Origin of the sequence: Nesterenkonia halophila (assembly GCF_009467795.1) — a bacterium.
Lineage (GTDB): Bacteria > Actinomycetota > Actinomycetes > Actinomycetales > Micrococcaceae > Nesterenkonia > Nesterenkonia halobia.
Genome location: NZ_WIAX01000009.1, coordinates 73,540 through 96,428 on the forward strand (window position 1 = coordinate 73,540; position 22,889 = coordinate 96,428).

A 22,889-nucleotide genomic window follows, 5' to 3' on the forward strand; every position below is an offset into this window, starting at 1 on the left:
TACCCAGTGATGACCCACCTGAGTAACTCCGTCACGCACCGCAGAACGTTCGACGGCTCGGTGCGATGATCCGCTGACATCAGCCCCGCTGATCTCAGCGGGGCATCGCGCGGGCCAGACAAGGAGAAATGTGGCCAAGGCCCGCGTACACGAGCTCGCCAAGGAGCTCGGCATCACGTCCAAAGATGCTCTTGCCAAACTGCAGGAGATGGGCGAATTCGTGAAGTCCCCGTCGTCGACGGTGGAGCCCCCGGTGGCGAAGAAGCTTCGCTCCGCGTTCCCGGACGCCCAGAAGAAGCAGGAGTCGGCCTCCTCCGGCTCCGCGAAGAAGAAGACCTCGTCCGACTCGTCGTCCGCCGCGGCGCAGACCGAAGCGGCCGAGACGACCGCGTCGGCCTCCGACTCCTCGGCCGGTGCGCAGCAGGACTCCGCCGCGTCGACGTCGTCGGCGCCGAAGCCTGGTCCCAAGCCGGCGCCGAAGCCCGCCCCGAAGCCGGGCGCGCAGAAGCAGGAGAAGCCCGCGGAGAAGGCCGCCGAGCAGCCCTCCGAGAAGCCTGCCGAGAAGCCCTCGCCGGCGGCCTCCGAGGAGCCCGCCGCCACGACCGAGGAGAAGCCGGAGTCCGGCTCCTCGGCCCCGAAGCCCGGTGCCAAGCCGGCGCCGAAGCCGGGGGCCAAGCCGGCCCCCAAGCCCGGCGCCCCGCGTCCGGGCAACAACCCGTACTCCTCCTCGCAGGGCATGGACTCGTCCGACCATCCGGCTCCGCGGCCGGGCGGATCCGCCGGTCCGCGCCCGCCGAAGCCGGGCCCGCGTCCGGGGAACAACCCGTTCTCCTCGCCGCAGGGCATGCGCGGTGAGCGCTCCGGCGGTCAGCGTTCCGGCGGCGGCGGTCGCGGAGGCGGCCGCGGCGGTCAGGGCGCCCAGGGTGCCCAGGGCGGTCAGGGCGGCGGCAAGCCGGGGCCCAAGCCCGGTGCCGGCGCCGGTGCCGCGCCGAACCCCGCCCAGGGCGGCGGCGCGCGTCCGAAGCCGTCGATGATGCCCGGCCAGTCCCCGGCGCCCAACGGTGCCGGCGGCGGAGGCCCGGCTCGTCCGGGCGGCGGTCCGCCGCGCGGTCGCGGCGGCCGCGGTCGCGGCGGCACGGCCGGCGCCTTCGGCCGCGGCGGTCCGTCGCGCTCGAAGAACCGCAAGTCGAAGCGCGCGAAGCGTCAGGAGATGGAGCAGCGTCGCACCCGCGAGATCGGGGGCGTGCGCGTGCCCAAGGGCGACGGCAGCACCATGCTGCGGCTGCGCCGCGGCTCCTCGCTGGCCGACTTCGCCGAGAAGATCAACGCTGAGCCGGCCGCGCTGGTCACCGTGCTGATGAAGCTCGGCGAGATGGCCACGGCCAACCAGTCCCTGGACGAGGAGACCTTCAAGCTGCTCGGCGAGGAACTGGGCTACGTGGTCGAGATCGTCTCGCCCGAGGACGAGGACCGCGAGCTGCTCGAGTCCTTCGACATCGACCTCTCGGCCGAGGCCGAGGACGAGGACGACGAGGACCTCGAGGCCCGCCCGGCGGTCGTGACCGTCATGGGCCACGTCGACCACGGCAAGACGCGCCTGCTGGACGCGGTGCGCCACGCCAACGTCACCGAGGGCGAGGCCGGCGGCATCACCCAGCACATCGGCGCCTACCAGGTGCAGGTCGACCACGAGGGCGAGCAGCGCGGCCTGACCTTCATCGACACCCCGGGCCACGAGGCGTTCACCGCCATGCGTGCCCGTGGCGCGAAGGTCACCGACATCGCCGTGCTGGTCGTCGCCGCCGACGACGGCGTCATGCCGCAGACGGTCGAGGCGATCAACCACGCCAAGGCCGCCGGGGTGCCGATCGTCGTCGCGGTCAACAAGATGGACAAGGAAGGCGCGTCGCCGGAGAAGGTCCGCGGCCAGCTCACCGAGTACGACATCGTGCCCGAGGCCTACGGCGGCGACACCATGTTCGTCGACATCTCCGCGATCCAGCGGCTGAACATCGACGAGCTGCTCGAAGCCGTGCTGCTCACCGCCGACGCCTCGCTGGAGCTGACCGCCAACCCGGACCACGAGGCCCGCGGCGTGGCCATCGAGGCCAACCTGGACAAGGGTCGCGGCCCGGTCGCCACGGTGCTGGTGCAGACCGGCACGCTGCGCATCGGCGACACCATCGTCGCCGGCAACGCCTACGGCCGCGTGCGGGCGATGTTCGACGAGAACGGCCAGGAGGTCACCGAGGCCGAGCCGTCGCGTCCGGTGCAGGTGCTGGGTCTGTCCGCGGTCCCGCGGGCCGGCGACAGCTTCCTGGTCACCCAGGAGGACCGCACCGCCCGGCAGATCGCTGAGAAGCGCGAGGCGGTCGAGCGCAACGCGATGCTGGCCAAGCGTCGCAAGCGCGTCAGCCTGGAGAACTTCGACCAGGTCGTGGCCGAGGGCAAGATCGACACGCTGAACCTGATCCTCAAGGGCGACGTCTCCGGCGCCGTCGAGGCTCTGGAGGATGCGCTGCTGAAGATCGACGTCGGCGAGGACGTGCAGCTGCGGGTGATCCACCGCGGCGTCGGCGCCATCACGCAGAACGACGTGAACCTGGCGACGGTCGACGACGCGGTCATCATCGGCTTCAACGTCCGGCCGGCCGAGCGGGTCAACGACCTCGCCGAGCGCGAGGGCGTGGACATGCGCTTCTACTCGGTCATCTACGCGGCGATCGACGACATCGAGAACGCGATGAAGGGCATGCTCAAGCCGGAGTACGAGGAGGTCGAGCTCGGCTCGGCGGAGGTCCGCGAGGTCTTCCGCTCCTCGAAGTTCGGCAACATCGCCGGCTCCATCGTCCGTTCGGGCGTCATCCGTCGCAACGCCAAGGCCCGCCTGGTCCGCGACGGCGCCGTGGTGTCCGACAACCTGGCCATCGAGTCGCTCAAGCGGTACAAGGACGACGCCACCGAGGTCCGTCAGGACTTTGAGTGCGGCATCGGCCTCGGCTCGTTCAACGACATCCAGGAGGGCGACCGCATCGAGACCTGGGAGATGCGCGAGATTCCGCGCGTCTGAGGTCTCGACGCCCGACGACAGCCACCGGGGACCGCATCGCAGGTGCGGTCCCCGGTGCTGTCCCCAGACACGACTGCCTCCCGCCGCCGGAGCACCGGCGCTAGGCTGGCGGCAGCGACGACTTTCCCAAGGAGGCCATCATGGCTGATCCAGCCCGCGCGGCGCGGCTCGCCCAGCGCATCAAGGTGATCGTGGCCGAGGCGCTGCGTCGCCGCGTCAAGGACGAGCGCGCCGAGCTGATCACCGTCACCGATGCCCGCGTGACCAACGATCTGCAGCACGCCACCGTCTACTACACCGTCATGGGCAGCGAGGAGGAGCGCACCGCCGCCGAGGAGGTGCTCGACGCCCACCGCGGCGCCCTGCGCCACGAGGTCGGCCGGCAGCTGACCATCCGGCTGACCCCGACGCTGGAGTTCGTCGCCGACGAGATTCCGGAGAACGCCGCCCACCTGGAGGACCTGCTCCGTCAGGCGCGGGAGCAGGATGCCGAGGTCGCCGCGCTGCGCGAGCAGGCGGCGCCGGCCGGCGAGGACGACCCGTACCGTTCGCACGGCGAGCCGGGCGCGAGCGGCGAGGCGTCCGCGGACGAGACCGGGGACGAGACCGATTCCGAGCGGTCCTGAGGGCCCCGGGCAGCTATGGGCAAGAAGCAGCGTGACGAGGAGATCGCCGTCGGCTCCGGCCTGGTGCTGGTGGACAAGCCGGCCGGCTGGACCAGCCACGACGTCGTCGGCCGGATCCGGAAGCTGGCCGGCACCCGCAAAGTCGGCCATGCCGGAACCCTCGATCCGATGGCCACGGGCGTCCTGGTGGTCGGGATCAATCGCGCGACCCGGCTGCTGACCCACATCGTCGGGGTGTCGAAGACTTACACCGCGACCATCCGGCTGGGTCTGTCGACCACGACCGACGACGCCGACGGCGAGCTGGTCGAGACCCGATTCGCCAATGCGGTGACCTCCGCGCGCCTGGAGGAGGAGGTCGCCGCGCTGACCGGCGCGATCGACCAGGTGCCGGCGACCGTCTCGGCGATCAAGGTCGACGGCCGCCGGGCCTATGACCGGGCCCGCTCGGGCGAGGACGTCTCCCTTCAGGCCCGGCCGGTGGTCGTCCATCGCTTCGAGGTCGGCGGGATCCGCCGGATCGACGGCGGCAAGCTGGTCGACGTCGACGTCGAGGTGGAGGTCTCCTCGGGCACCTACGTCCGCGCCCTGGCCCGTGATCTGGGCGAGGCGCTGGACGTCGGCGGGCATCTGACCGCGCTGCGCCGCACGGCGGTGGGCCCGTACCGGATCGAGAATGCGCTGACCCTGGAGCAGCTCGCCGAGGACTTCGGCTATGTCGGGCTGACCGAGGCCGCCGCCGGGATCTTCCGCCGCCGCGATCTCACCGAGGAGGAGGCGCGGAACCTCGGCCACGGCCGGCGGATCACCGCCTCCGGCACCGGTGCCGACGCCGCGCGCGACGGCGGCGAGCAGCCGCTGACGGCGGCCTTCGCCCCCGACGGCGAGCTGGTCGCCCTGCTGCGCGACGTGCCGGCCAGCACCGGGGCCTCGGCCTCGGCCGACGCCGCCGCGGCCGCCGCGGGCGAGCAGGTGGACTTCCAGGCCAAGCCCGAGCTGGTCTTCGCCCCGGCGCCGCAGGGAGGCGGCTCGTGACGGTCATGATGATCGTCGGCACTGTGGTCTGCGCGGCCTCGCTGCTGATCTGCTGGGGGATGACTCCGGTGCGGGATCACCCGGCCGACTCGTCCATCGTCTCGATCGCCGCCGTCGAGCTGTTCCTGGTGGCCTACGGGCTCTACGCCGGCGCCCGCCAGCTCGGCTTCGACGCGCCGATCCTCGGCGAAGTCTGGGAGTTCTGGGGCTATCTGGCCACGGCGCTGCTGCTGCCGATCGGGGTGTTCATCTGGGCGATGGTCGATCGCACCCGCTGGTCCAATCTGGTGATGAGCAGCGTCGGGCTCGTCGTGTTCGTCATGGTCTACCGCATGGAGGAGATCTGGTGGGGAAGCGCTCTGTGAGCACCGAGGACAGCGCGGAGAACAGTCCGGAGCACGCCGGCGGTGCCGCCCCCGCCGTCCCGCGCAACCGCGGGGTGGGGATGCTGATCATCACCGCCTACGGGATCTTCGCCGTCTCCTCGACCGCGAGGGCGCTGTACCAGCTGATCGTCCACGGCGAGGACGCCCCGGTCGCCTATGCGCTCAGCGGCCTGGCCGCGGCGGTCTACATCCTCGCCACGCTGGCGCTGGCGCGGACGTCGGCGGCGGCCTGGCGGACCGCACTGGCGGCGGTGCTGGTGGAGCTGGTCGGCGTCGTCGGCGTCGGCCTCTGGACGGTGCTCGAGCCGCAGCTCTTCGCCGATGCCACCGTCTGGTCGCACTTCGGGCAGGGCTATGGATACGTGCCGCTGGTGCTGCCGCTGATCGGTCTGGCCTGGCTGCTGCGCCATCGGTCCGGCGCGCGCCGGGCGGCGGCCGCCCGCGACGCGGAATCGTCCGAGATTCGGGAATGAGCGCGGCGCCGACCGTGCTCCATAATGGAGGATGGTCACCGCGCACCACCGCGAGATCCCCCACCCGAGGAGCGACGTGCACTACTGGAACGACCTGGACGAGGTCCCGCAGGACCTGGGACCCACGGCGCTGACGATCGGCAACTTCGACGGGGTCCACCGGGGGCATCAGGAGGTGCTGCGCCAGCTGGTCGCGGCCGCCGTCGGGTACCAGTCCTCCGCGGTGGCGATCTCCTTCGATCCGCATCCGCTGCAGGTCCACCGGCCGCAGAGCTGCCCGGTGCTGCTCACCGGGGTGGAGGAGAAGATCAACCGGCTGGCGACCACCGGCATCGACGGGCTGCTCATGCTGAACTACGACGAGCGCCTCGCCTCCCGCACGGCGGAGGAGTTCGTCGCCGAGTATCTGGTCGAGGCGCTGCACGCCAGAGTGGTGGTGGTCGGCCACGATGTGCGCTTCGGCTCCGGAAACTCCGGCTCCTTCGAGACCATGGTCGAACTGGGTCAGAAGCACGGCTTCACAGTGCTGGGCGTCGAGGACTTCGGCGAGGACCGGCGCTGCTCGTCCACCTGGGTGCGCGAGGCGCTGGCCGCCGGCGACGTCGCCGATGCGCGCGAGGTGCTGGGCCGCCCGCATGCCGTGCTCGGCGCGGTCGTCCACGGCGAGGCCCGCGGCCGCGAGCTGGGCTTCCCGACGGCGAACCTCAGCTCCACCAGCGAGGGCATGATCCCGGCCGACGGCGTCTACGCCGGCTGGCTGACCGACGAGCGCGGCCGCCGCTGGCCGGCGGCGATCTCCGTGGGCTCAAATCCGACCTTCGACGGCTACCAGCGGGTGGTCGAGTCGCATGTGATCGATCGGCCGGACGAGCGGATCGAGGACTTCGACCTCTACGGCCAGCACGTGCGCGTGGAATTCCTGCAGCGGCTGCGCGGCATGGTCAACTTCGACGGCATCCCGCTGCTGATCCGCCAGATGGAGGAGGACGTCATCCGCGCTCGGCAGGTGCTGCTCGGCGACGACCCGCAGGAGCACGACACGCCGGTGATCCCGGCGGTGGAGCCCTGAGCGGGCCCCGCAGGCCGCGGGCGCGGCCGGGGCAGGCGGCGGTGATCACCGACGACGCGCGCCGTCGTCGCCTGGCCGAGGCCTTCGCCGCGGACGCCGACGTCGCCCAGGCCGCCGAGTACGACGCGATGCGGCCGGGCTACCCGGCCGAGGCCGTCGAGCGGATCCTGGCCCCGGGGCCTGACCGGCCCGCCGGACGGATCGTCGAGCTGGGCGCGGGCACCGGGATCCTGACCCGGGCGCTGCTCGCCGGCGGGGCCGACGTCGTCGCCGTCGAGCCGAGCCCCAGCATGGCGGAGGTGCTGCGCGCCACGTGCGCGCCCGCAGACGTCGTGAGCGGATCCCTGGAGGTCGTCGAGGCCCGCGCGGAGGACACCGGACTGGGCGCCGGCAGGGCCGACGTCGTCGTCGCCGCCCAGGCTTGGCATTGGTTCGATCCCCGGGCCGCGGCGGCGGAGATCGCCCGGCTGCTGGCCCCCGGCGGCACCGCGGCGGTGGTGTCGAACCATCTGGACGTCTCGCAGCCCTGGGTGCACCGGTTGGCTCGGATCATGCGCGCCGGCGACGTGCACCGGCCCGGCTGGACCCCGCCGCTGGCCCCGGCCGCCTTCGAACCGGTGAGCACCGAGCACACCGACTGGACCCGGTCCCTCACCCCCGACGGCATCCGCCGGCTGGCGACCACGCTGAGCTCCTGGCTCTCTGCCGACGAGGCCGACCGCGCCCGGCGCCGGGCGAACCTGGACTGGTACCTCGACGAGCACCTGGGTCTGGCCGCCGGCGAGGAGGTCGAGCTGCCGTACCTGACCGTGCTGCACACGGCGCGACGGCGGTGAGAGGCGAGGCCGGTTCGCGCTAGCGGAGGTTCAACACGTCGGGCAACCAGAGCGAGAGTTGAGGGACGAAGACCACGAGTAGCAGAGTGACCACCAGGGCCAGGAAGAACGGGAGCAGACGGCGCACGAGTCGTTCGACATCGACGTCGCCGACCCGTGATCCGATGAAGAGCGTCACGCCCACTGGCGGGGTGATGGTGCCCAGCGACAGGTTGAAGGTGACCATGATGCCGAAATGCACCGGGTCTACCCCCAGGGCGGTCGCGATCGGCAGCAAGATCGGCACGAAGATGAGGATCGCTGGAGTGGGGTCCATGAAGGTGCCGATGACGAGCAGAAGGACCATCATGATCGTCAGGATGACCGTCGGACTGTCGGTGAATCCGAGGATGGCCGAGGCCAGGGCGTCGGGGATGCCGGAGATCGCCATCGCCCAACTCAGCACCGCTGAAACTCCCACCAGCAGGACCACGATCACCGTTGTCCGGGTCGCGGTCAGCAGGACCTGTGGGAGGTCCTGCATGCGAAGCGTGCGGTAGATCGCGGCCAGGCCCAGGCAATACAGGACTGCGATGGCGGCGGACTCCGTCGGGGTGAATACGCCGGTGAGGATGCCTCCGATGACGATGACGACCATGAGCACCGCCGGTACGGCGCGGGCCAGGGTGATCGTCGCCGTCTGGAAGCTCGGTCGGGCGCCGGAGCGCATAGAGGTGTCGCGGCGCGAGACCAGCCAGACGACCAGTCCGCAGGCGAGCATCCAGAGCAGGCCGGGGACGTATCCGGCGGTGAACAGCGCGGCGATGGAGGTGCCCGAGACCAGGGAATAGACGATCAGCGTGTTGCTCGGCGGGATCAGCATGCCCGAGGGTGCGGAGGCGACGTTGACTGCCGCCGAGAACCCGGGGTGATAGCCCTGGGCTCGCTGCCGTGGGCTCATCACAGTGCCGACGGCGGCCGCCGAGGCGACTGCCGCCCCGGAGACTGAGCCGAACATCGTGTTGGCCACGACGTTGGTCTGGGCCAGGGAGCCGGGCATCCGTCCGACGATCACGTCGGCGGCCTCGATCAGCCGCAGGGCGATGCCGCCGGTGTTCATGATCGTGCCGGCGAGGATGAAGAGCGGGATAGCCAGCAGCGTCACCGAGCCCATGCCGGTGGTGATGCGCTGGGCGGCGACGAAGGAAGCCTCCTGCAGCCCGACCACGACCGCGATGGCGAAGAAGGCCGAGAGGCCCAGAGCCACGGCGACCGGCACGCGTGCCAGCAGCAGCACGCCGGTGAGCACGATCAGCAGCAGAGCCGATATCAGAGTGATGTCCATCAGGCGACCTCCTGCATGGTGCTGGTGCTGGGGCCGGTGCGTCGGTCGATGACGCCGCCCCCGATGCCGCGTGCTGCGGCGACGGCATGGCGCAGCGAGACGAGGCAGATGAGCGCGCCGCTGACCGGCAGGGCGAGGCTCATCATGCCCATCGAAACGGGAAGCCCCGGGATCTCCTGGGTCCAGGTGATCGTCACGGCGCGGCCGCCGCCCCAGAGGAGCAACAATGCGGCGAAGGCAAAGGTCATCAGGTGGCCGACGACGGCCACGGTGCGGGTGTGGTCGATGCGCAGCAGCTTGGTGCAGAAGTCGATGGCCACATGCTCCCGCTCGGCGAACATCCATGTGGCTCCCGCGAAGATCAGCCAGACGAAGCTGTACTGGGCCGCCGGTCCGGTCCAGGCCGGGGAATCGTGCAGAATCTGGCGGGCGATGACCTGCCAGACGACGATCAGCACCATCACCGCGAAGAGGGCGACGCAGAGTGCGCCCAACGCCCGGCCCAGCAGCCGCTCGACGCGGGTGCGGGGGTCACTGCTGGTGATCGCGGATGCGCTCATACAGCTCCTTAACGTCGGGGTCCTGCAGCTCGCCGTCGAGCACCGTGCGGAGGGCGTCGCGGAAGGCATGCTCGTCGACGTCGGTGAACTCGGTGCCTTCTTCCTCGGCCTGGTCCTGCGCCTCGTCGGTGCGCTGCAGCCAGAGCTCAGTGTGCTTCTCGACGGTGGTCTGCCATTCCCGCTCGAAGGTCCGGCGGTCCTGCTCGGTCATGTCGCCCAGTACGTCGGAGTTGATGACGATGTAGTCGGTGCCGATCTGATGGCCGGTGAGCGCGACATGTTTGGCGACTTCGTTGTGCCCCTCGGTCATGTAGGAGATGAGGTTGTTCTCCGCGCCGTCGAGTACGCCGGACTGGACGGCGGTGTAGACCTCGGCATAGGACAGCGGCGTGGGGGAGGACCCCATGGATCCGAGCATGTTGATCATCAGATCGGACTCCTGGACGCGCACCTTCATGCCCGCGAGGTCTTTGGGGCGCTCGATCGGCCCGCTGCGGGTGTAGAGGTGGCGCTCGCCCTGGGTGAATCCGCCGAGGACCGTCAGGTGGTTGGAACTTTCGAGGCTGCTGAACAGGTCGCCCACCAGGCTGTCGTCGGAGAGCACCTCCATCTGGTCATCGACGCTGTCGAAGATCAGCGGCAGCCCCAGGGTTCGGAAGTCGTCGTTGAGGTTCTCCAGCAGCGTGCCCGACGCGACGGTCATGTCGACTGATCCGTCGCCGACAAGCTGGACGGTCTCCTGCTGATTCCCCAGCGAGGCGTTGGGGTAGACACGGACGTCCCAGCGGCCGTCGGTGGCCTGCTCGAGCCGTTCGGAGAAGTTCTCCAGCGCGATGTACGAGGGGTGGTCCTCGGCTTGATCGAGAGCGAAGATCAGGGTGCGGCCCGAATGGGCACCGGCAGCCTGCAGGCCGTGGGAACAGCTGGTGAGCAGCACTGCGGCCAGGCAGGCGATCAGCGGATACAGCGCTCGTCTCAGACGTGTGGTCATGCGGTCATCTCGATGGTGTGTGGGGGATGGGTCGCACAGCCTGGTTCAGCGCTGTCAGGTGATGTGACCTGCATCAAGCTGTGCGGTGACTCACGTTAGATCCTCGGAGCGATGCTCGTCCAAGCTCAGTGGGGCATGGATTGATGCTTGGCAAGCATGGGGTGGGTGGTAGGCAGCCCTGGCCGTAGGAGGGATGCGAGGCTCTGGGGCGGGAGAGTGGCGTCCCGCGGCCTCGGATGTTGCCGGACAGTCACAGGCTGGTAAGATGAGTCGGTCGTCGTCTGCGTCCCGACGCGGTGGACGATCGCCACGCTGCAGTCCGCGGTGGCTGGCACCGGCGAGTTCGGCTCGCCGGAGTTGTTCGCGGCACATGATCGAAGGAGCATACCCATGGCCACCATGGCACTGGATCCCGCTGTCAAGCAGGAGATCATCACTCAGTACGCCACCCACGAGGGCGACACCGGTTCCCCCGAGGTGCAGTGCGCGGTGCTGTCGCGCCGCATCTCGGACCTGACCGAGCACCTCAAGGTGCACAAGCAGGACCACCACACCCGGCGTGGCCTGATGATCCTGGTGGGTCGTCGCCGTCGTCTGCTGAAGTACCTCCAGCGCAAGGACATCGCGCGCTACCGTTCGCTCATCGAGCGGCTCGGCATCCGCGGTCTGCGCAACTGAGCGACGGCGTCGTCATGACGCCCGCGGCCGTGGCATGCTGTGCCATCGCCGCATGAAACTCCATAGGTGACAGGCGACTCCCGGACTCGGTCGACGAGACCATGGGAGTCGCCTGTCTCATGTGGGAGACTGGTTCCGGCGCCGACGCCGGCCGACGAGAGACGAGCCGCGTGCTCCGGTCCTCGGTAGTGGCCTCCGGGAGCTGACGCCGCCCCTCGACGACCTCCGGCGATGCTGGAGACGTCAGAGCTGGGCGCGTCGTGCCCGTGGGCTTCGATCGAAGACCGTCATGCGGTCCCCGTGCTCTCCTCTCGTCCGGCAGGTGCGCCTGCTATGCACACGACAGAGAGGAGACATCTGCGATGCAGAGTCCCGAGGTTCACTACGCCGAGGCCGTGATCGACAACGGTCGCTTCGGCACCCGCACCATCGAGTTCGAGACCGGACGGCTGGCCAAGCAGGCCGCCGGCTCGGCACTGATCACCCTCGACGAGGAGACCAGCATCCTCTCGGCCACCACGGTCGGGAAGTCTCCGCGCGAGGGCTTCGACTTCTTCCCGCTGACGGTGGACGTCGAGGAGCGCATGTACGCCGCCGGGCGGATCCCCGGCTCGTTCTTCCGGCGTGAGGGCCGGCCGACCCAGGACGCGATCCTGGCCTGCCGCCTGATCGACCGCCCGCTGCGCCCGGCGTTCACCAAGGGCATCCGCAACGAGGTCCAGGTGGTCGAGACCGTGCTCTCGATCAACCCGGACGACATGTACGACGTCGTCGCCATCAACGGCGCCTCGCTGTCCACTCAGCTCTCCGGCCTGCCGTTCTCCGGCCCGATCGGCGGTGTGCGCATGGCGCTCATCGACGACGGCCAGGGCGCGCAGTGGGTGGCCTTCCCGAAGCACTCGGAGCTGGAGAACGCGGTCTTCGACATGGTCGTGGCCGGCCGGCGTTCCGGCGACGACATCGCGGTGATGATGGTCGAGGCCGAAGCCACCGACGAGTCCTGGAAGCTGGTCAAGGAGCAGGGCAAGACCGCTCCGACCGAGGAGATCGTCGCCGAGGGCCTGGAGGCGGCCAAGCCGTTCATCCGCTCCCTCTGCGACGCCCAGGCCGACCTGGTCGAGCGCGCCGGCAAGGAGCCGGTGGAGGTCCCGATCTTCACCGACTACCAGGACGACGTCCACGAGGCCGTGAAGGCCGCCGCCGAGGAGCGCCTGACGTCGATCTACCAGATCGCCGACAAGCAGGAGCGCGACTCCGCCGACGCCGCGCTGAAGGCCGAGCTGCTCGAGCAGCTCGCCGGCGAGGGTCAGCAGTTCGAGGGCCGCGACTCCGAGATCGGCAAGGCTCTGGGCGCGGTGACCAAGCAGGTCATCCGCCAGCGCATCCTGCGCGACCAGGTCCGCATCGACGGCCGCGGGCTGGCCGACATCCGTCAGCTGACCGCCGAGGTCGAGGTGCTGCCGCGGGTGCACGGTTCGGCCATCTTCGAGCGCGGCGAGACCCAGATCATGGGCGTCACCACGCTGAACATGCTGAAGATGGAGCAGACCATCGACAGCCTGTCGCCGGAGACCACCAAGCGGTACATGCACAACTACAACTTCCCGCCGTACTCGACCGGCGAGACCGGTCGCGTGGGCTCGCCGAAGCGCCGCGAGATCGGCCACGGCGCGCTGGCCGAGCGGGCCATCGTGCCGGTGCTGCCCAACCGCGAGGAGTTCCCCTACGCGATCCGCCAGGTCTCCGAGGCGCTGGGCTCCAACGGCTCGACGTCGATGGGCTCGGTCTGCGCGTCGACGCTGTCGCTGCTCAACGCCGGCGTGCCGCTGAAGGCTCCGGTGGCAGGCATCGCCATGGGCCTGGTCTCCGACCAGGTGGAGGGCGAGACCCGCTACGCGGCGCTGACCGACATCCTCGGCGCCGAGGACGCGTTCGGCGACATGGACTTCAAGGTCGCCGGAACCAGCGAGTTCGTCACCGCCATCCAGCTGGACACCAAGCTGGACGGCATCCCGGCGAAGGTGCTCGGTGCCGCGCTGACCCAGGCCCGCGAGGCTCGCCTGCACATCCTGGGCGTCATCAACGCTGCGATCGAGGGCCCGGACGAGATGAGCCAGCACGCTCCGCGGATCGTCTCGGTCAACGTGCCGGTGGACAAGATCGGCGAGGTCATCGGCCCGAAGGGCAAGATGATCAACCAGATCCAGGAGGACACCGGCGCCGACATCTCGGTCGAGGACGACGGCACCGTGCTGATCGGCGCGACCAGCGGCGAGGCCGCCGACGCCGCCCGCAGCGCGATCAACGCGATCGCCAACCCGCAGGTCCCCGAGGTGGGCGAGCGGTACCTGGGCACCGTGGTCAAGCTGACCACCTTCGGCGCGTTCATCTCGCTGACCCCGGGCAAGGACGGCCTGCTGCACATCTCCGAGCTGCGCAAGCTCAATGACGGCAAGCGCGTCGACGACGTCGAGGACGTCGTGGGCGTGGGCCAGAAGGTCCAGGTCGAGATCACCAAGATCGACGACCGCGGCAAGCTCTCGCTGGCCCCGGTGGTCGACGAGGACGGCTCTGGCGAGGAGTCGGAGTCGGTCAATCAGGTGGTCACCGAGGACGCGTGATCAGCTGCTGATCATCGGCTGACTGCCGGCGCCGGGCTCCGGCGTCGCAAGTGAGCTGACAGAAGGGCCGGCGGCCGTTCCCTGCGGGGAGCGGGCCCGGCCCTTCTCGTGTGTTCGGAGCTTTCCGTGGGCCGGCTCCCCGTCGGTCGGCTCCCGGTAGCGGGCCCCGGCGGCCCAGGTGTCACGTCCTCACCGGCTGTCGGGGGCGGCTTGGCCGGCGCCCTCGCCGGGTGTCACGTCCTCACCCTGATGTCACGCCCGGGCTGGCGCATGAGAACAGGGTGAGGACGTGACAACTGGCGGACCCGCGGGATGCCGACGGCCTCCAGCCGGGCGGCCAGTACTCGAGGGCTCCAGGCCTCCGGCCATCCCCACCGGTCGAACCTCCAGCCTTGCCGGCGCAGCGCGTCCTCGCGCTGCTTCTCCGTGTAGACCTGCTGCGCCGGCGTGTTGTCTCCTCGCATCCCGGCGTCGAAGTATTTGATGCGCCCGTCGAACTCGCAGATCACCCCCGCATCCTCCCAGCAGAAGTCGACGCGGAACTCCCCGATGTCGGTGGAGATCGCGCGCTGCAGCGTCGGAGCTTCGAAACCCAGAGCATGGATCTGGGCTCGGGAGACCGACTCGCCGACCGACTCCGAGACCGGGTCGGCGAGCTCCCACGCCCGTTGCCAGATCCGGCGACGGCGAGCCGTCGGCAGGTGCCCCAGCCACGTCTCCACATCGAGGTCGTCGCGCCGCAGCGCCGCATCGAGCAGCGCCACCCCGGAGGGGAGGTCCACCCGGCTCACAGTGTCCACCAGAGCCAGGCCCAACGGCTCCACGAGATAACTCGCGGGCCCGACGACGCTGGCCAGCGCGTCCCCGGGCAGAGCGAGGGACGGCTGGTGATGCTCTCCGCTCGCGATGAGCTCTCGCAGCGTCGCGCGATCGACGCCGGCCGGCTGGGCGGCCTCCAGCTGATGCGTCGGCGTCGGGCGGAGGAGTCGACGCAGGTCGACGGAACCTCCTGCGGGCATCGCCTCCGCGGCGAGCCGGCGCTGGGCGGCGGCTCCCTCCGTCATCTCCGGAGCTCGGCGCGTTCCGGCAGAGCCCCGACCGCCGACGCGGACATGGACTCGGTCCGGATTGGTCGGCAGCGGCAGCCCGTGCAGGAGCAGGGCGCTCTGCCGGCAGAACAGGGGAGAGGGCGTCCGCAGGGCGACGGCGGCGACCACATATTCGTAGCGCGTCCACGGTTCGGCCTCGAGCCAGTCCCGGGTCCGCACGTAGACGCCGCGGCGAAGGCGGAGCACCTCGCCGGCGCGCAGCGCACGGACCAGACGATCACTGGAGGGCGCGCCGTCGTCCCTGTCGTCGGTGGAGCGGATCAGCGGAAGGGGCGGGGAGTCCGTCTCGGCCATGGTGCCGAGCCTGAGCGATGTGTCTGCCGGCCGCCATGAGGGTCGCGCGTCGTGTGGACAGCACGGCGTGTTGTCGGCTCGGGGCTTCCACACCCTCCCGATTGCCTGGACCGGACGAAATGTCACGTCCCTGCCTTGATGTCACGTGCTCATACGGACGTGACAACAGGGTGAGGGCGTGACACGCAGGGGAGTCGAGAGAGCGCGGCTCGCAGGCTCTCCAAGCACATGTGCAACGCCGGATGCACCTGCGGCCCGGCATGGAATCAGCATGCATTCCGAGAGTGCCATTGTGCCCCTGGACACGTGATGTGCAGCACGCTAGTCTTCAGTTAACCGTTTACTGAAAACTGACGGAGGGGACGTTCATGGCTCGTAGTCCAGTGGCACGCGGCGACGCCTTGGGCGATCAGGTCGCCGACGACCTTCGGCGGCGCATCATCGTGCGTGAATTGCCGGCGGACGATGTGCTGGTCGAGGCGAAGCTCGCCGAGGAGTACGAAGTCAGCCGCGGGCCGGTTCGGGACGCGATCCGCACGCTGGCTCAGGAGGGGCTTGTCGAGAACCGCGGCCGAAGCGCCCACGTGATCGGACTGCACGCTCACGACGTGGACGAGCTGTTCTCTCTGCGGTCGGCCCTGGAACACATGGCTCTGGACTCCGGATCCCAGAAGCATCGCAGCCGCCTGGTGGCCGAGCTGAAGGCCGCCGTCGCGGAGATGGACAGTGCCGTCGACAACAGTGACCCTGCGGCATTCACCCGCGCTGACATGCAGTTCCACAGTGCGTTCCTCCGGTCCTCTGAGCTGCGCCGGATCCACGACGTCTGGAGCCAGTACCAGCGCACGATCGAGAACCTGCTGCTCGTGGCGAACCTCGACCACACCGACCTGAAGCCGGCGAAGGCTCGCCATGAGCAGCTGACCACCATGATCGAGGCCGGCAACGATGCCGCCGCCCTCGCCGAACTCGAAGACCACCTCGATGCATCCCGTCGCAGAGTCCGTCGCGACTATGCCGGTGAACCCGATGACGGGAACGCCGACGCGTCGTCGACGAGCTGCTGACGTCGCCATTCCCAGAAAGGACCCACTATGCACCGCATCTCGAATACACCGGTCCGTGCCCTCGCCGTCAGCGCGGCGGGGCTCCTCGCCCTCACCGGGTGCGCGGATCGACAGAACGACGACGAGACGGCCGACTTCCCGTCAGAGGACATCACCGTCGTCGTGCCCTACGACGCCGGCGGGGCCTCCGACCTCGCCGCCCGGACCCTCGTCGGCGAGCTCGAGGACGAGCTCGACGCATCGATCGTCGTGGAGAACCGCAGCGGCGGCGCCGGCTCCGTCGGGCTCGACCATCTCGCCGGGCAGGACGCCGACGGATACACGCTGGGCTACCTGCCCGTGGAGACGGTGATGCTCGGCCACCAGGGCTATGACATCGATCCGTCCGACTACGAGCCGCTCGGCCAGATCGTCTCGGTGCCGGCGACGATCGCCGTCCCCGCCGACAGCGAGTACGAGACCCTGGAGGATCTGCTCGCCGCCGCCGAGGACGAGGAGCTGTCGGTGGCGAACTCCGGCACCGGGTCGATCTGGCACGCCGCGACCAGCGCGCTGAACGAGGAGGCCGGCACCCAGCTGGACCCCGTGCCCTTCGACGGCGGAGCCCCCGCGGTCACCGCGGCGGTCGGCGGTCAGGTCGACGCCGTCGTCGCCGGGGTCTCGGAGACCGCCACCGCGGCCGAGGACGATCAGCTGCGCGTGCTCGCGGTGCTCGACGACGAGCGCGCCGACGCCATGCCGGACGTGCCGACCGCCGAGGAGCAGGGCCACGACGTCAGCATCGGCGGCTGGGGAGCCATCGGGGCGCCCGAGGGGCTGCCCGACGACGTGCGGGAGGCTCTCGTCGACGCGATCAGCTCCGCCGCCGACAGCGAGGAGTTCGTCGAGACCATCGAGAGCTCCGGCAACATCGCGGTGAACGTCGGACCCGAGGAGTTCCAGCCCTTCTACGAGGAGGAGAACGCCCGCTTCGAGTCCCTCTTCTCGGAGTGAGCAGCGATCAGCGATGAGGACTGATATGACAGCGACCCCCGAATCGGCCGACGGGACCGACGACGCCGGCTCCCGACGTGCGGCATCCGCCGGCACTCCCTCGCCGGGACGCGACCTGCTCGCCCCGGCGGCGGGGCTGCTGGCCGGGGCCGGCGTCGTCGCCCTGGCCGGGACCATCGAGATCCCGGACATCGACGGACAGTTCAGTCCTCGATGGTGGCCCCAGGTCTCCGGAGCAGCAGTGATGCTCTTCTCCCTCGCGGCCGGCGCCCGCGCGCTGATCGTCGGCGCCGACGAGGCGCCCGCCGCACCCGAGCGCGGCGGGGTCCGTCGGATCGTGCTGGCGCTCGGTGCGGTGCTGATCTACGGCGCCCTCTGGCAGTTCTTCGACTTCCGCCTGGTCACCGTCCTCCTCGTCGCCGCCCTCGTGGCGATCGGGGGCGGACGGGGCTGGTCCGGACTCGTCGTCTTCCCGGTGATCACCACGACGGTGCTGTGGCTGCTGTTCAGCGTCCTGCTGAGGGTGCCGGTATGAGCGCGGTGGCAGAGGGACTGGGCGCCCTGGCCGACCCCACGGTCCTGCTGTGCATCCTGGTCGGCGCTCTGGCGGGCATGCTGGTGGGCGCGTTCCCCGGGATCACGGCCACGATGTCGGTGGCTCTGGCCAGCGCCTTCACGCTGACCATGGACCCCATCCCGGGACTCGCCGTGCTGCTGACGATCTACGTGGCGGCCAACTTCGGTGATCGCGTGCCCGCCATCCTGGTCAACACCCCGGGCACGCCGGCCTCGATCTCCACGACGTTCGACGGCTATCCGATGGCGAAGCAGGGCAAGGCCGGCATCGCGTTGACGACGTCCGCGTTCAGTGCGGCCTTCGGGACCTTCGGCGGCCTGCTGGTGCTGATCTTCGCCGCGATCCCGCTGTCACGGATGGCGCTGAGCTTCGGTCCGGCCGAGATGTTCGCCCTGGTCGTCTTCGGCCTGACCATGGTCGTGGGCGTCTCGGGCAGCAACCTGCTGAAGGGGCTGGCGGCCGCGGCGTTCGGGCTGGTGCTCTCCACCGTGGGCCGGGATCCCATCACCGGGGCCGAGCGCATGACCTTCGGGGTGCTGGAGCTCTCCGACGGGCTGCCGTTCATCGCGGTGATCATCGGACTCTTCGGCATCGCCGACGTGTTCGACCAGATGCTGACCCATCATGCGGGGACGGCGACGGCGATCAAGAACCTCGGTCGCTGGATGCCGAACCGATCCGAGCGGCGACGGATGCGGAAGCCGGCGCTGATCGGCACCGGCATCGGAGCCGTGGTCGGCGCGCTGCCCGCCGCCGGCGGCGACATCGCCGGGATCACGTCGTGGTCGGCCTCCCGGCGCCTGTCGAAGACTCCCGGGGAGTACGGCCACGGCTCCATGGAGGGACTGACCGCCGGCGACAGCGCCTCCAACGCCACACTGGGCCCGTCGGTGAGCACCACGCTCGCCCTGGGCGTGCCGGGAGATTCGGTGATGGCGGTGGTGATCGGATCGCTGGTCATCTGGGGCTTCGACCCCGGCCCGGGACTCTTCGCCTCCCAGCCGGACCTCGTCTACACCATCGCCGGCATCATGGCGCTCGCGACGGTGCTGACGCTGTTCCTGAGCCTGCTGCGCATGCGAGGCGTCTCCAAGCTCCTCGAGCTGCCGCCGCACTACCTCTGGACCGTGGTCATCGTCTTCTGCCTGGTGGGCACCTTCGCGGTGAACAACAGCGTGGTCGACGTGGCCGTGATGCTCGTCGCCGGCGTCGTCGGGCTCTTCATGCGACGCCTCGGGTTCCCCGCCGCCCCGGTGGTGCTGGGCCTGATCCTCGGCGAGCTCGCCGAGGCCAACCTGCGGCGCGCCCTGGAGATCGGCGGCGTCTCCGAGATCCTGACCAGCCCGATCGCGCTGGCCTTCCTCGTCGTCGCCGTGGCGTCGGTGACCCTTCCGCCGGCGCTGCGTCGCCTGCGGCGGAGCCGACGCCGAGATCGCCGGCCCGTCTCCTGACCGTCGACGCGAGCCGCACCGTCCGCGGGATGCCCCGCACCGACGATGCACTCACCTTCGTACTGCACCTCACCCCTGAGAAAGGACACACCCCCTCATGACTCGTCCGATCGTCATCTCCGCGACGCCGACTCTGTTCTCCGAGGACCTCTCGATCGATCCGGCCGCGATCCGCGACCACCTGAGCTGGCTGCGAGACTCCGGCGTCGACGCCATCTTCTCCGCCGGGACGACGGGCGAGTTCACCACGCTCTCGGACGAGGAGCGGCTCGAGGTGCTCGACGTCTCCCTGGAGGTCTTCGGGCCGTCCCGGACCTATTTCCACGTGGGCGCCCCCTCGGCGCACCAGGCGGCCGCCCTGGCCCGCGCCGCCCGGTCGCGCGGTGCAGAGCTGCTGGCCGCCGTCACTCCCTACTACCACCCGGCGCCGGAGGAGGCGGTCCTGGACTACTACGAGCAGGTGGTCACCGCGGCCGACGGCGCGGACGTCTTCGCCTACCTCTTCGAGGCCCGGACGACGACGCCTTCGGAGCCTGCGGTGCTGGCCGAGCTCGCCGCCCGCGGTGTCGCCGGAGTGAAGATCAGCGGCGAGTCCGACGAGCGTGTCGACGCGTTCCTGCGCGAGCGTCCGGAGGGCTTCACCGTCTACTCCGGCAACGACGTCTCCTTCGAGTGGTTCAGTTCCGCCGGCGGCGACGGGATCGTCTCCGGCGTCTCCTCGGTCTACCCCGAGCCGTTCATCCGTGTGCGGGATGCCCTCCGCGTCGGGGACGCGGAGGCCCTCCGGTCGGCCCAGCGCGACGTCGAGCGGGCCGTGGCCGCGGTCAATGCGGGGAGCCTGACCCACCTGAAGGCGGGCGTCTCCGCCCGCGGCTTCGCCGCAGGCCCGGTGCGTTCGGCGGTCGCGACGGCGCCGGAGGACGACCGCCGACGGATCGCCGACCTCGTCGCCGAGGTCGTGCCCGCCTGACTCTGTCGACGTCCACCGGCGCCGGTCGTCCGACGGCCGTCGCCCCTGAGGGAAGGACCACGCTGTGCGCAAGATCATCAATGACCCCGACGACTTCGTCGACGAGGTGCTCGACGGCATCTACCACGCCCACGCCGAGCGGCTGCGGCCCGCCGACGCCGAGGGGCGGGCCATGGTGCGCGCCGACGCGCCGCAGGAGGGTCGAGTCAGCATCATCACCGGCGGCGGTTCCGGCCATCTGCCGCTGTTCCTCGGCTACGTGGGCCGCGGGCTGTGCTCGGGAGCGGCCATCGGCAACGTCTTCTCCTCGCCCTCGGCGAGCCAGATCCACCGGGCCGCCCGAGAATCGGAGGGCGGAGCCGGCTGCCTCTTCCTCTACGGGAACTACGGCGGCGACGTCTACAACTTCGACCTCGCCGCCGACCTGCTCGCCGCCGAGGGCATCCCCACGCGGACCGTGATCGGCGTCGACGACATCCTGTCGGCGGCGCCCGAGCATCGCGAGACCCGTCGGGGGATCGCCGGACTCGTGCTCGCCTATAAGGTCGCGGGGGCCGCCGCCGAGCAGGGGTGGACGCTGGACGAGGTCGCCCGTGCGGCCCAGAAGGCGGTGGACGGGATGCGCACCCTGGGCGTCGGCCTCGCGCCGACGATCCTGCCGGCCGCCGGCGAGCCCACGTTCGAGCTGGGCGTCGGGGAGATGGAGATCGGCGTGGGCATCCACGGCGAGCAGGGCACCCATCGCGGGCCGCTGGAGTCGGCGGACCGGATCGCCGACCGGTTCCTGGCCGAGCTGGAGGCCGAGGTCGATCTGAGTCGGGGGAATCGGGTGGCGATGCTGGTCAACGGACTCGGCGCCACGCCCGCCGAGGAGCTCTACGTGCTCTATCGCCGGCTCGCCCGCCTCCTGGAGGAGCGCGGCGTGAGCATCGTGCACCGGCATGTGGGCGAATACGTGACGAGCCTGGAGATGGCCGGCGCCTCGGTCACCGTGCTGCCGCTGGACGAGGAGCTGGAGATGCTGATGGCCGCTCCCGCCGACTCTCCGTTCTACCGTGCGGGCTCGACGGGAGAGACGGCCTGGCAGCGCACGCCCGACCGCGGCGAGGGCGTCGGCACCGACGTGATGCGCACCGGGTCTCCGAGCCGGATGCGGCAGCTGCTGGCGGCCGTCATGCCTGCGATGCTCTCCCACGAGGAGGAGCTGCGGGAGCTGGACGCCGCCGTCGGCGACGGCGACCTGGGGCTGACCGTCACCGCCGGAGCTCGGGCGGTGGTCCAGGCGGTGGAGGAGCTGCCCGCCGACGCCCAGGACCGCGACGTCCTGCGCGTCGCCGCCCGAGTCTTCGCCGAGGCCAACCCGTCGACCTTCGCCGCGCTGACCGGCGCCGGGGCGCTCGCCGCGGCCGAGGCCCTGGGCGACCGACGGATCGAGGAGGCCGGACGCGAGGTCCTCGCGGCGTTCGTCGACCGTGTGGCCGCCCGGGGAGGCGCCGTCGTCGGCGACAAGACCGTCCTGGACGTGCTCGCGCCGCTGGTGGACGAACCGCAGGGTGCGTCGACGGCGCGACTGGCCGAGCGGGCGCGGCAGCTGCTTGAGGAGTCCGACGCCTGGGAGAACCGGCGAGGACGGGCCGCCTGGCAGGGTGCCCGGACGCAGGGTCATCGTGATCCGGGCAGCGCGGCCGCCGTGCACTTCCTCGAGGAGCTGGCCGCCGTTCAGGAGGATTCGGCATGACGCTGCTCGTCATGGGATCGGTCAATCAGGATCTGACGATCCGCGTTCCTGAGTTCCCTCGCCCGGGCGAGACGCTCACCGCGTTGACGCTGGAGACTTCAGACGGCGGCAAGAGCGCGAACCAGGCGGTGGCGGCGTCCCTGGTCGGGGCGACCTCCTGCCTGGTGGCCCGGACCGGACCCGACGCCGCCGGTGAGCAGGCGGTCCGCGTGCTGGAGGAGGCCGGAGTGCGCTCCGACGGGGTCTCCTGCGGCACGGAGCCGACGGGGACCGCGTTCATCAGCGTGCGCGACGACGGCGAGAACACCATCGTGGTGCTCGCGGGGGCGAACGCGCAGCTGCGGGCGGAGGACTGCTCCGCGGAGCTGCTGGCCGATGCGAGCTGGTTGCTGCTGAGCATGGAGATCCCGCAGGAGACCGTCCGCGAGGCGGCCGCTAGGGCGCGCGCCGCCGGAGTGCCCGTCGCGCTGAACGCCTCGCCGCTGTCCGGGGAGCCGGTGGACCTGCGCGACGTCGACATGGTGGTGGTCAACGACGGCGAGGCCGCCCGGCTGCTCGGCCGCGACCCGTCCGAGGTCGCCGACGTCGCGGCCGCCCTGGGCGTGGGGACGGCGGTGATCACCCACGGCGGCGACGGAGCCACCGTCCACCGGGCTGACGCGTCTACGATCCGCATCCCCGGAGTGCCGGTCGATGCGGTGGACACGACCGGCTGCGGCGACGCCTTAGCCGGCGCCCTGCTGGGGCGCCTGACGTGCGGGGATGCGCCGGCCGAGGCGGGGAAGATCGCCGCCCGCTTCGCGGCCGAGGCGGCCACCCGCGCCGGTGCCCAGACGTCGTACCCTCGGGACTTCGTCGTCTGATCTCAGGGCGCGTGCTCGTGCCTCGGCGCCCGTCCTTCCCGTCGGGGCGCAGGCACGGGACGCGGGCACGGGACGGTCCGCGCCTCGCCCCATTCGAGGTGTCACGTCCCCATCCGGGTGTCACGTCCCTGCAACCACGTGACATCAGGGGGAGGACG

At 70.6% G+C, this 22,889-nt stretch carries 20 protein-coding genes; 16 read left to right on the plus strand and 4 right to left on the minus strand.

Going from position 1 to position 22,889, the window contains the following annotated elements; translation table 11 throughout:
* Window positions 1-130 precede the first annotated feature (130 nt).
* The 7 genes from infB to GCL72_RS04835 all read left to right on the plus strand — a co-directional run bounded on the left by infB (window position 131) and on the right by GCL72_RS04835 (window position 7,495).
* Complete coding sequence (infB, locus tag GCL72_RS04805) at window positions 131-3,070, plus strand: translation initiation factor IF-2 (protein ID WP_153143577.1); 2,940 nt, start codon at window positions 131-133, stop codon at window positions 3,068-3,070.
* Window positions 3,071-3,210: 140 nt separating this feature from the next.
* The gene (gene rbfA / locus GCL72_RS04810; RefSeq protein WP_153143578.1) at window positions 3,211-3,696 is read left to right on the plus strand and encodes a 30S ribosome-binding factor RbfA; all 486 of its coding nucleotides are present in this window, start codon (window positions 3,211-3,213) and stop codon (window positions 3,694-3,696) included.
* Window positions 3,697-3,711: 15 nt separating this feature from the next.
* Window positions 3,712-4,731: a tRNA pseudouridine(55) synthase TruB gene (gene truB, locus GCL72_RS04815; protein ID WP_153143579.1), complete on the plus strand. Its 1,020-nt coding sequence runs from the start codon at window positions 3,712-3,714 to the stop codon at window positions 4,729-4,731.
* A 5-nt stretch (window positions 4,732-4,736) separates the two neighbouring features.
* Window positions 4,737-5,096, plus strand: a complete 360-nt coding sequence (locus tag GCL72_RS04820; RefSeq protein ID WP_153143664.1) for a hypothetical protein — start codon at window positions 4,737-4,739, stop codon at window positions 5,094-5,096.
* Window positions 5,078-5,590, plus strand: coding sequence for a hypothetical protein (locus GCL72_RS04825; protein WP_246161017.1), 513 nt, complete (start codon window positions 5,078-5,080; stop codon window positions 5,588-5,590). Before GCL72_RS04820 ends, GCL72_RS04825 begins: the two co-directional genes overlap by 19 nt.
* A 31-nt stretch (window positions 5,591-5,621) precedes the next feature.
* A complete protein-coding gene (locus GCL72_RS04830) occupies window positions 5,622-6,659 on the plus strand; it encodes a bifunctional riboflavin kinase/FAD synthetase (RefSeq protein ID WP_153143580.1) in 1,038 nt (345 codons plus the stop codon).
* Window positions 6,660-6,700: 41 nt separating this feature from the next.
* A complete protein-coding gene (locus tag GCL72_RS04835) occupies window positions 6,701-7,495 on the plus strand; it encodes a class I SAM-dependent methyltransferase (protein WP_246161018.1) in 795 nt (264 codons plus the stop codon).
* A gap of 19 nt (window positions 7,496-7,514) precedes the next feature.
* Here GCL72_RS04835 and GCL72_RS04840 read toward each other — a convergent pair whose 3' ends face one another.
* From GCL72_RS04840 to GCL72_RS04850, 3 genes are read right to left on the minus strand one after another with little or no spacing between them, the layout of a single operon-like run.
* Window positions 7,515-8,819, minus strand: coding sequence for a TRAP transporter large permease (locus tag GCL72_RS04840; RefSeq protein ID WP_153143581.1), 1,305 nt, complete (start codon window positions 8,817-8,819; stop codon window positions 7,515-7,517).
* Window positions 8,819-9,379, minus strand: a complete 561-nt coding sequence (locus GCL72_RS04845) for a TRAP transporter small permease (RefSeq protein ID WP_170289560.1) — start codon at window positions 9,377-9,379, stop codon at window positions 8,819-8,821. Before GCL72_RS04845 ends, GCL72_RS04840 begins: the two co-directional genes overlap by 1 nt.
* Window positions 9,351-10,370, minus strand: coding sequence for a TRAP transporter substrate-binding protein (locus GCL72_RS04850; RefSeq protein WP_153143583.1), 1,020 nt, complete (start codon window positions 10,368-10,370; stop codon window positions 9,351-9,353). Before GCL72_RS04850 ends, GCL72_RS04845 begins: the two co-directional genes overlap by 29 nt.
* 399 nt (window positions 10,371-10,769) lie before the next feature.
* Here GCL72_RS04850 and rpsO point away from each other — a divergent pair, with 399 nt between their 5' ends.
* On the plus strand, window positions 10,770-11,048 hold the full coding sequence (rpsO, locus tag GCL72_RS04855; RefSeq protein ID WP_010524035.1) for a 30S ribosomal protein S15: 279 nt from the start codon (window positions 10,770-10,772) through the stop codon (window positions 11,046-11,048).
* Between the two features lie 362 nt (window positions 11,049-11,410).
* Window positions 11,411-13,669 (plus strand): polyribonucleotide nucleotidyltransferase, encoded by a 2,259-nt coding sequence (locus GCL72_RS04860; RefSeq protein WP_153143584.1) that lies wholly within the window; start codon window positions 11,411-11,413, stop codon window positions 13,667-13,669.
* Window positions 13,670-13,902: 233 nt separating this feature from the next.
* Here GCL72_RS04860 and GCL72_RS04865 read toward each other — a convergent pair whose 3' ends face one another.
* Entirely contained in the window at window positions 13,903-15,072 is a 1,170-nt protein-coding gene (locus GCL72_RS04865; RefSeq protein ID WP_153143585.1) for a hypothetical protein, read from the minus strand.
* Window positions 15,073-15,455: 383 nt separating this feature from the next.
* Between GCL72_RS04865 and GCL72_RS04870 the strand changes: the two genes are divergently transcribed.
* The 7 genes from GCL72_RS04870 to GCL72_RS04900 all read left to right on the plus strand — a co-directional run bounded on the left by GCL72_RS04870 (window position 15,456) and on the right by GCL72_RS04900 (window position 22,731).
* On the plus strand, window positions 15,456-16,139 hold the full coding sequence (locus tag GCL72_RS04870) for a GntR family transcriptional regulator (protein ID WP_211364972.1): 684 nt from the start codon (window positions 15,456-15,458) through the stop codon (window positions 16,137-16,139).
* Window positions 16,140-16,166: 27 nt separating this feature from the next.
* A complete protein-coding gene (locus GCL72_RS04875) occupies window positions 16,167-17,132 on the plus strand; it encodes a tripartite tricarboxylate transporter substrate binding protein (protein ID WP_153143587.1) in 966 nt (321 codons plus the stop codon).
* Between the two features lie 25 nt (window positions 17,133-17,157).
* Window positions 17,158-17,667, plus strand: a complete 510-nt coding sequence (locus tag GCL72_RS04880) for a tripartite tricarboxylate transporter TctB family protein (RefSeq protein ID WP_153143588.1) — start codon at window positions 17,158-17,160, stop codon at window positions 17,665-17,667.
* On the plus strand, window positions 17,664-19,160 hold the full coding sequence (locus GCL72_RS04885; protein ID WP_153143589.1) for a tripartite tricarboxylate transporter permease: 1,497 nt from the start codon (window positions 17,664-17,666) through the stop codon (window positions 19,158-19,160). Before GCL72_RS04880 ends, GCL72_RS04885 begins: the two co-directional genes overlap by 4 nt.
* 97 nt (window positions 19,161-19,257) lie before the next feature.
* Entirely contained in the window at window positions 19,258-20,130 is an 873-nt protein-coding gene (locus GCL72_RS04890) for a dihydrodipicolinate synthase family protein (protein WP_153143590.1), read from the plus strand.
* Window positions 20,131-20,194: 64 nt separating this feature from the next.
* Window positions 20,195-21,868: a dihydroxyacetone kinase family protein gene (locus GCL72_RS04895; protein WP_153143591.1), complete on the plus strand. Its 1,674-nt coding sequence runs from the start codon at window positions 20,195-20,197 to the stop codon at window positions 21,866-21,868.
* Window positions 21,865-22,731: a ribokinase gene (locus GCL72_RS04900; RefSeq protein ID WP_153143592.1), complete on the plus strand. Its 867-nt coding sequence runs from the start codon at window positions 21,865-21,867 to the stop codon at window positions 22,729-22,731. The genes GCL72_RS04895 and GCL72_RS04900 overlap by 4 nt, the downstream gene beginning before the upstream one ends.
* Window positions 22,732-22,889: the final 158 nt, after the last annotated feature.

Coding starts and splice junctions, on each gene's coding strand:
- rbfA (WP_153143578.1), top strand. CDS start 3,211: ATGGCTGATCCAGCCCGCGCGGCGCGGCTCGCCCAGCGCATCAAGGTG.
- truB (WP_153143579.1), top strand. CDS start 3,712: ATGGGCAAGAAGCAGCGTGACGAGGAGATCGCCGTCGGCTCCGGCCTG.
- GCL72_RS04820 (WP_153143664.1), top strand. CDS start 4,737: ATGATGATCGTCGGCACTGTGGTCTGCGCGGCCTCGCTGCTGATCTGC.
- GCL72_RS04830 (WP_153143580.1), top strand. CDS start 5,622: ATGGTCACCGCGCACCACCGCGAGATCCCCCACCCGAGGAGCGACGTG.
- GCL72_RS04840 (WP_153143581.1), bottom strand. CDS start 8,819: ATGGACATCACTCTGATATCGGCTCTGCTGCTGATCGTGCTCACCGGC.
- GCL72_RS04845 (WP_170289560.1), bottom strand. CDS start 9,379: ATGAGCGCATCCGCGATCACCAGCAGTGACCCCCGCACCCGCGTCGAG.
- GCL72_RS04850 (WP_153143583.1), bottom strand. CDS start 10,370: ATGACCACACGTCTGAGACGAGCGCTGTATCCGCTGATCGCCTGCCTG.
- rpsO (WP_010524035.1), top strand. CDS start 10,770: ATGGCACTGGATCCCGCTGTCAAGCAGGAGATCATCACTCAGTACGCC.
- GCL72_RS04860 (WP_153143584.1), top strand. CDS start 11,411: ATGCAGAGTCCCGAGGTTCACTACGCCGAGGCCGTGATCGACAACGGT.
- GCL72_RS04865 (WP_153143585.1), bottom strand. CDS start 15,072: ATGGCCGAGACGGACTCCCCGCCCCTTCCGCTGATCCGCTCCACCGAC.
- GCL72_RS04875 (WP_153143587.1), top strand. CDS start 16,167: ATGCACCGCATCTCGAATACACCGGTCCGTGCCCTCGCCGTCAGCGCG.
- GCL72_RS04880 (WP_153143588.1), top strand. CDS start 17,158: ATGACAGCGACCCCCGAATCGGCCGACGGGACCGACGACGCCGGCTCC.
- GCL72_RS04885 (WP_153143589.1), top strand. CDS start 17,664: ATGAGCGCGGTGGCAGAGGGACTGGGCGCCCTGGCCGACCCCACGGTC.
- GCL72_RS04890 (WP_153143590.1), top strand. CDS start 19,258: ATGACTCGTCCGATCGTCATCTCCGCGACGCCGACTCTGTTCTCCGAG.
- GCL72_RS04900 (WP_153143592.1), top strand. CDS start 21,865: ATGACGCTGCTCGTCATGGGATCGGTCAATCAGGATCTGACGATCCGC.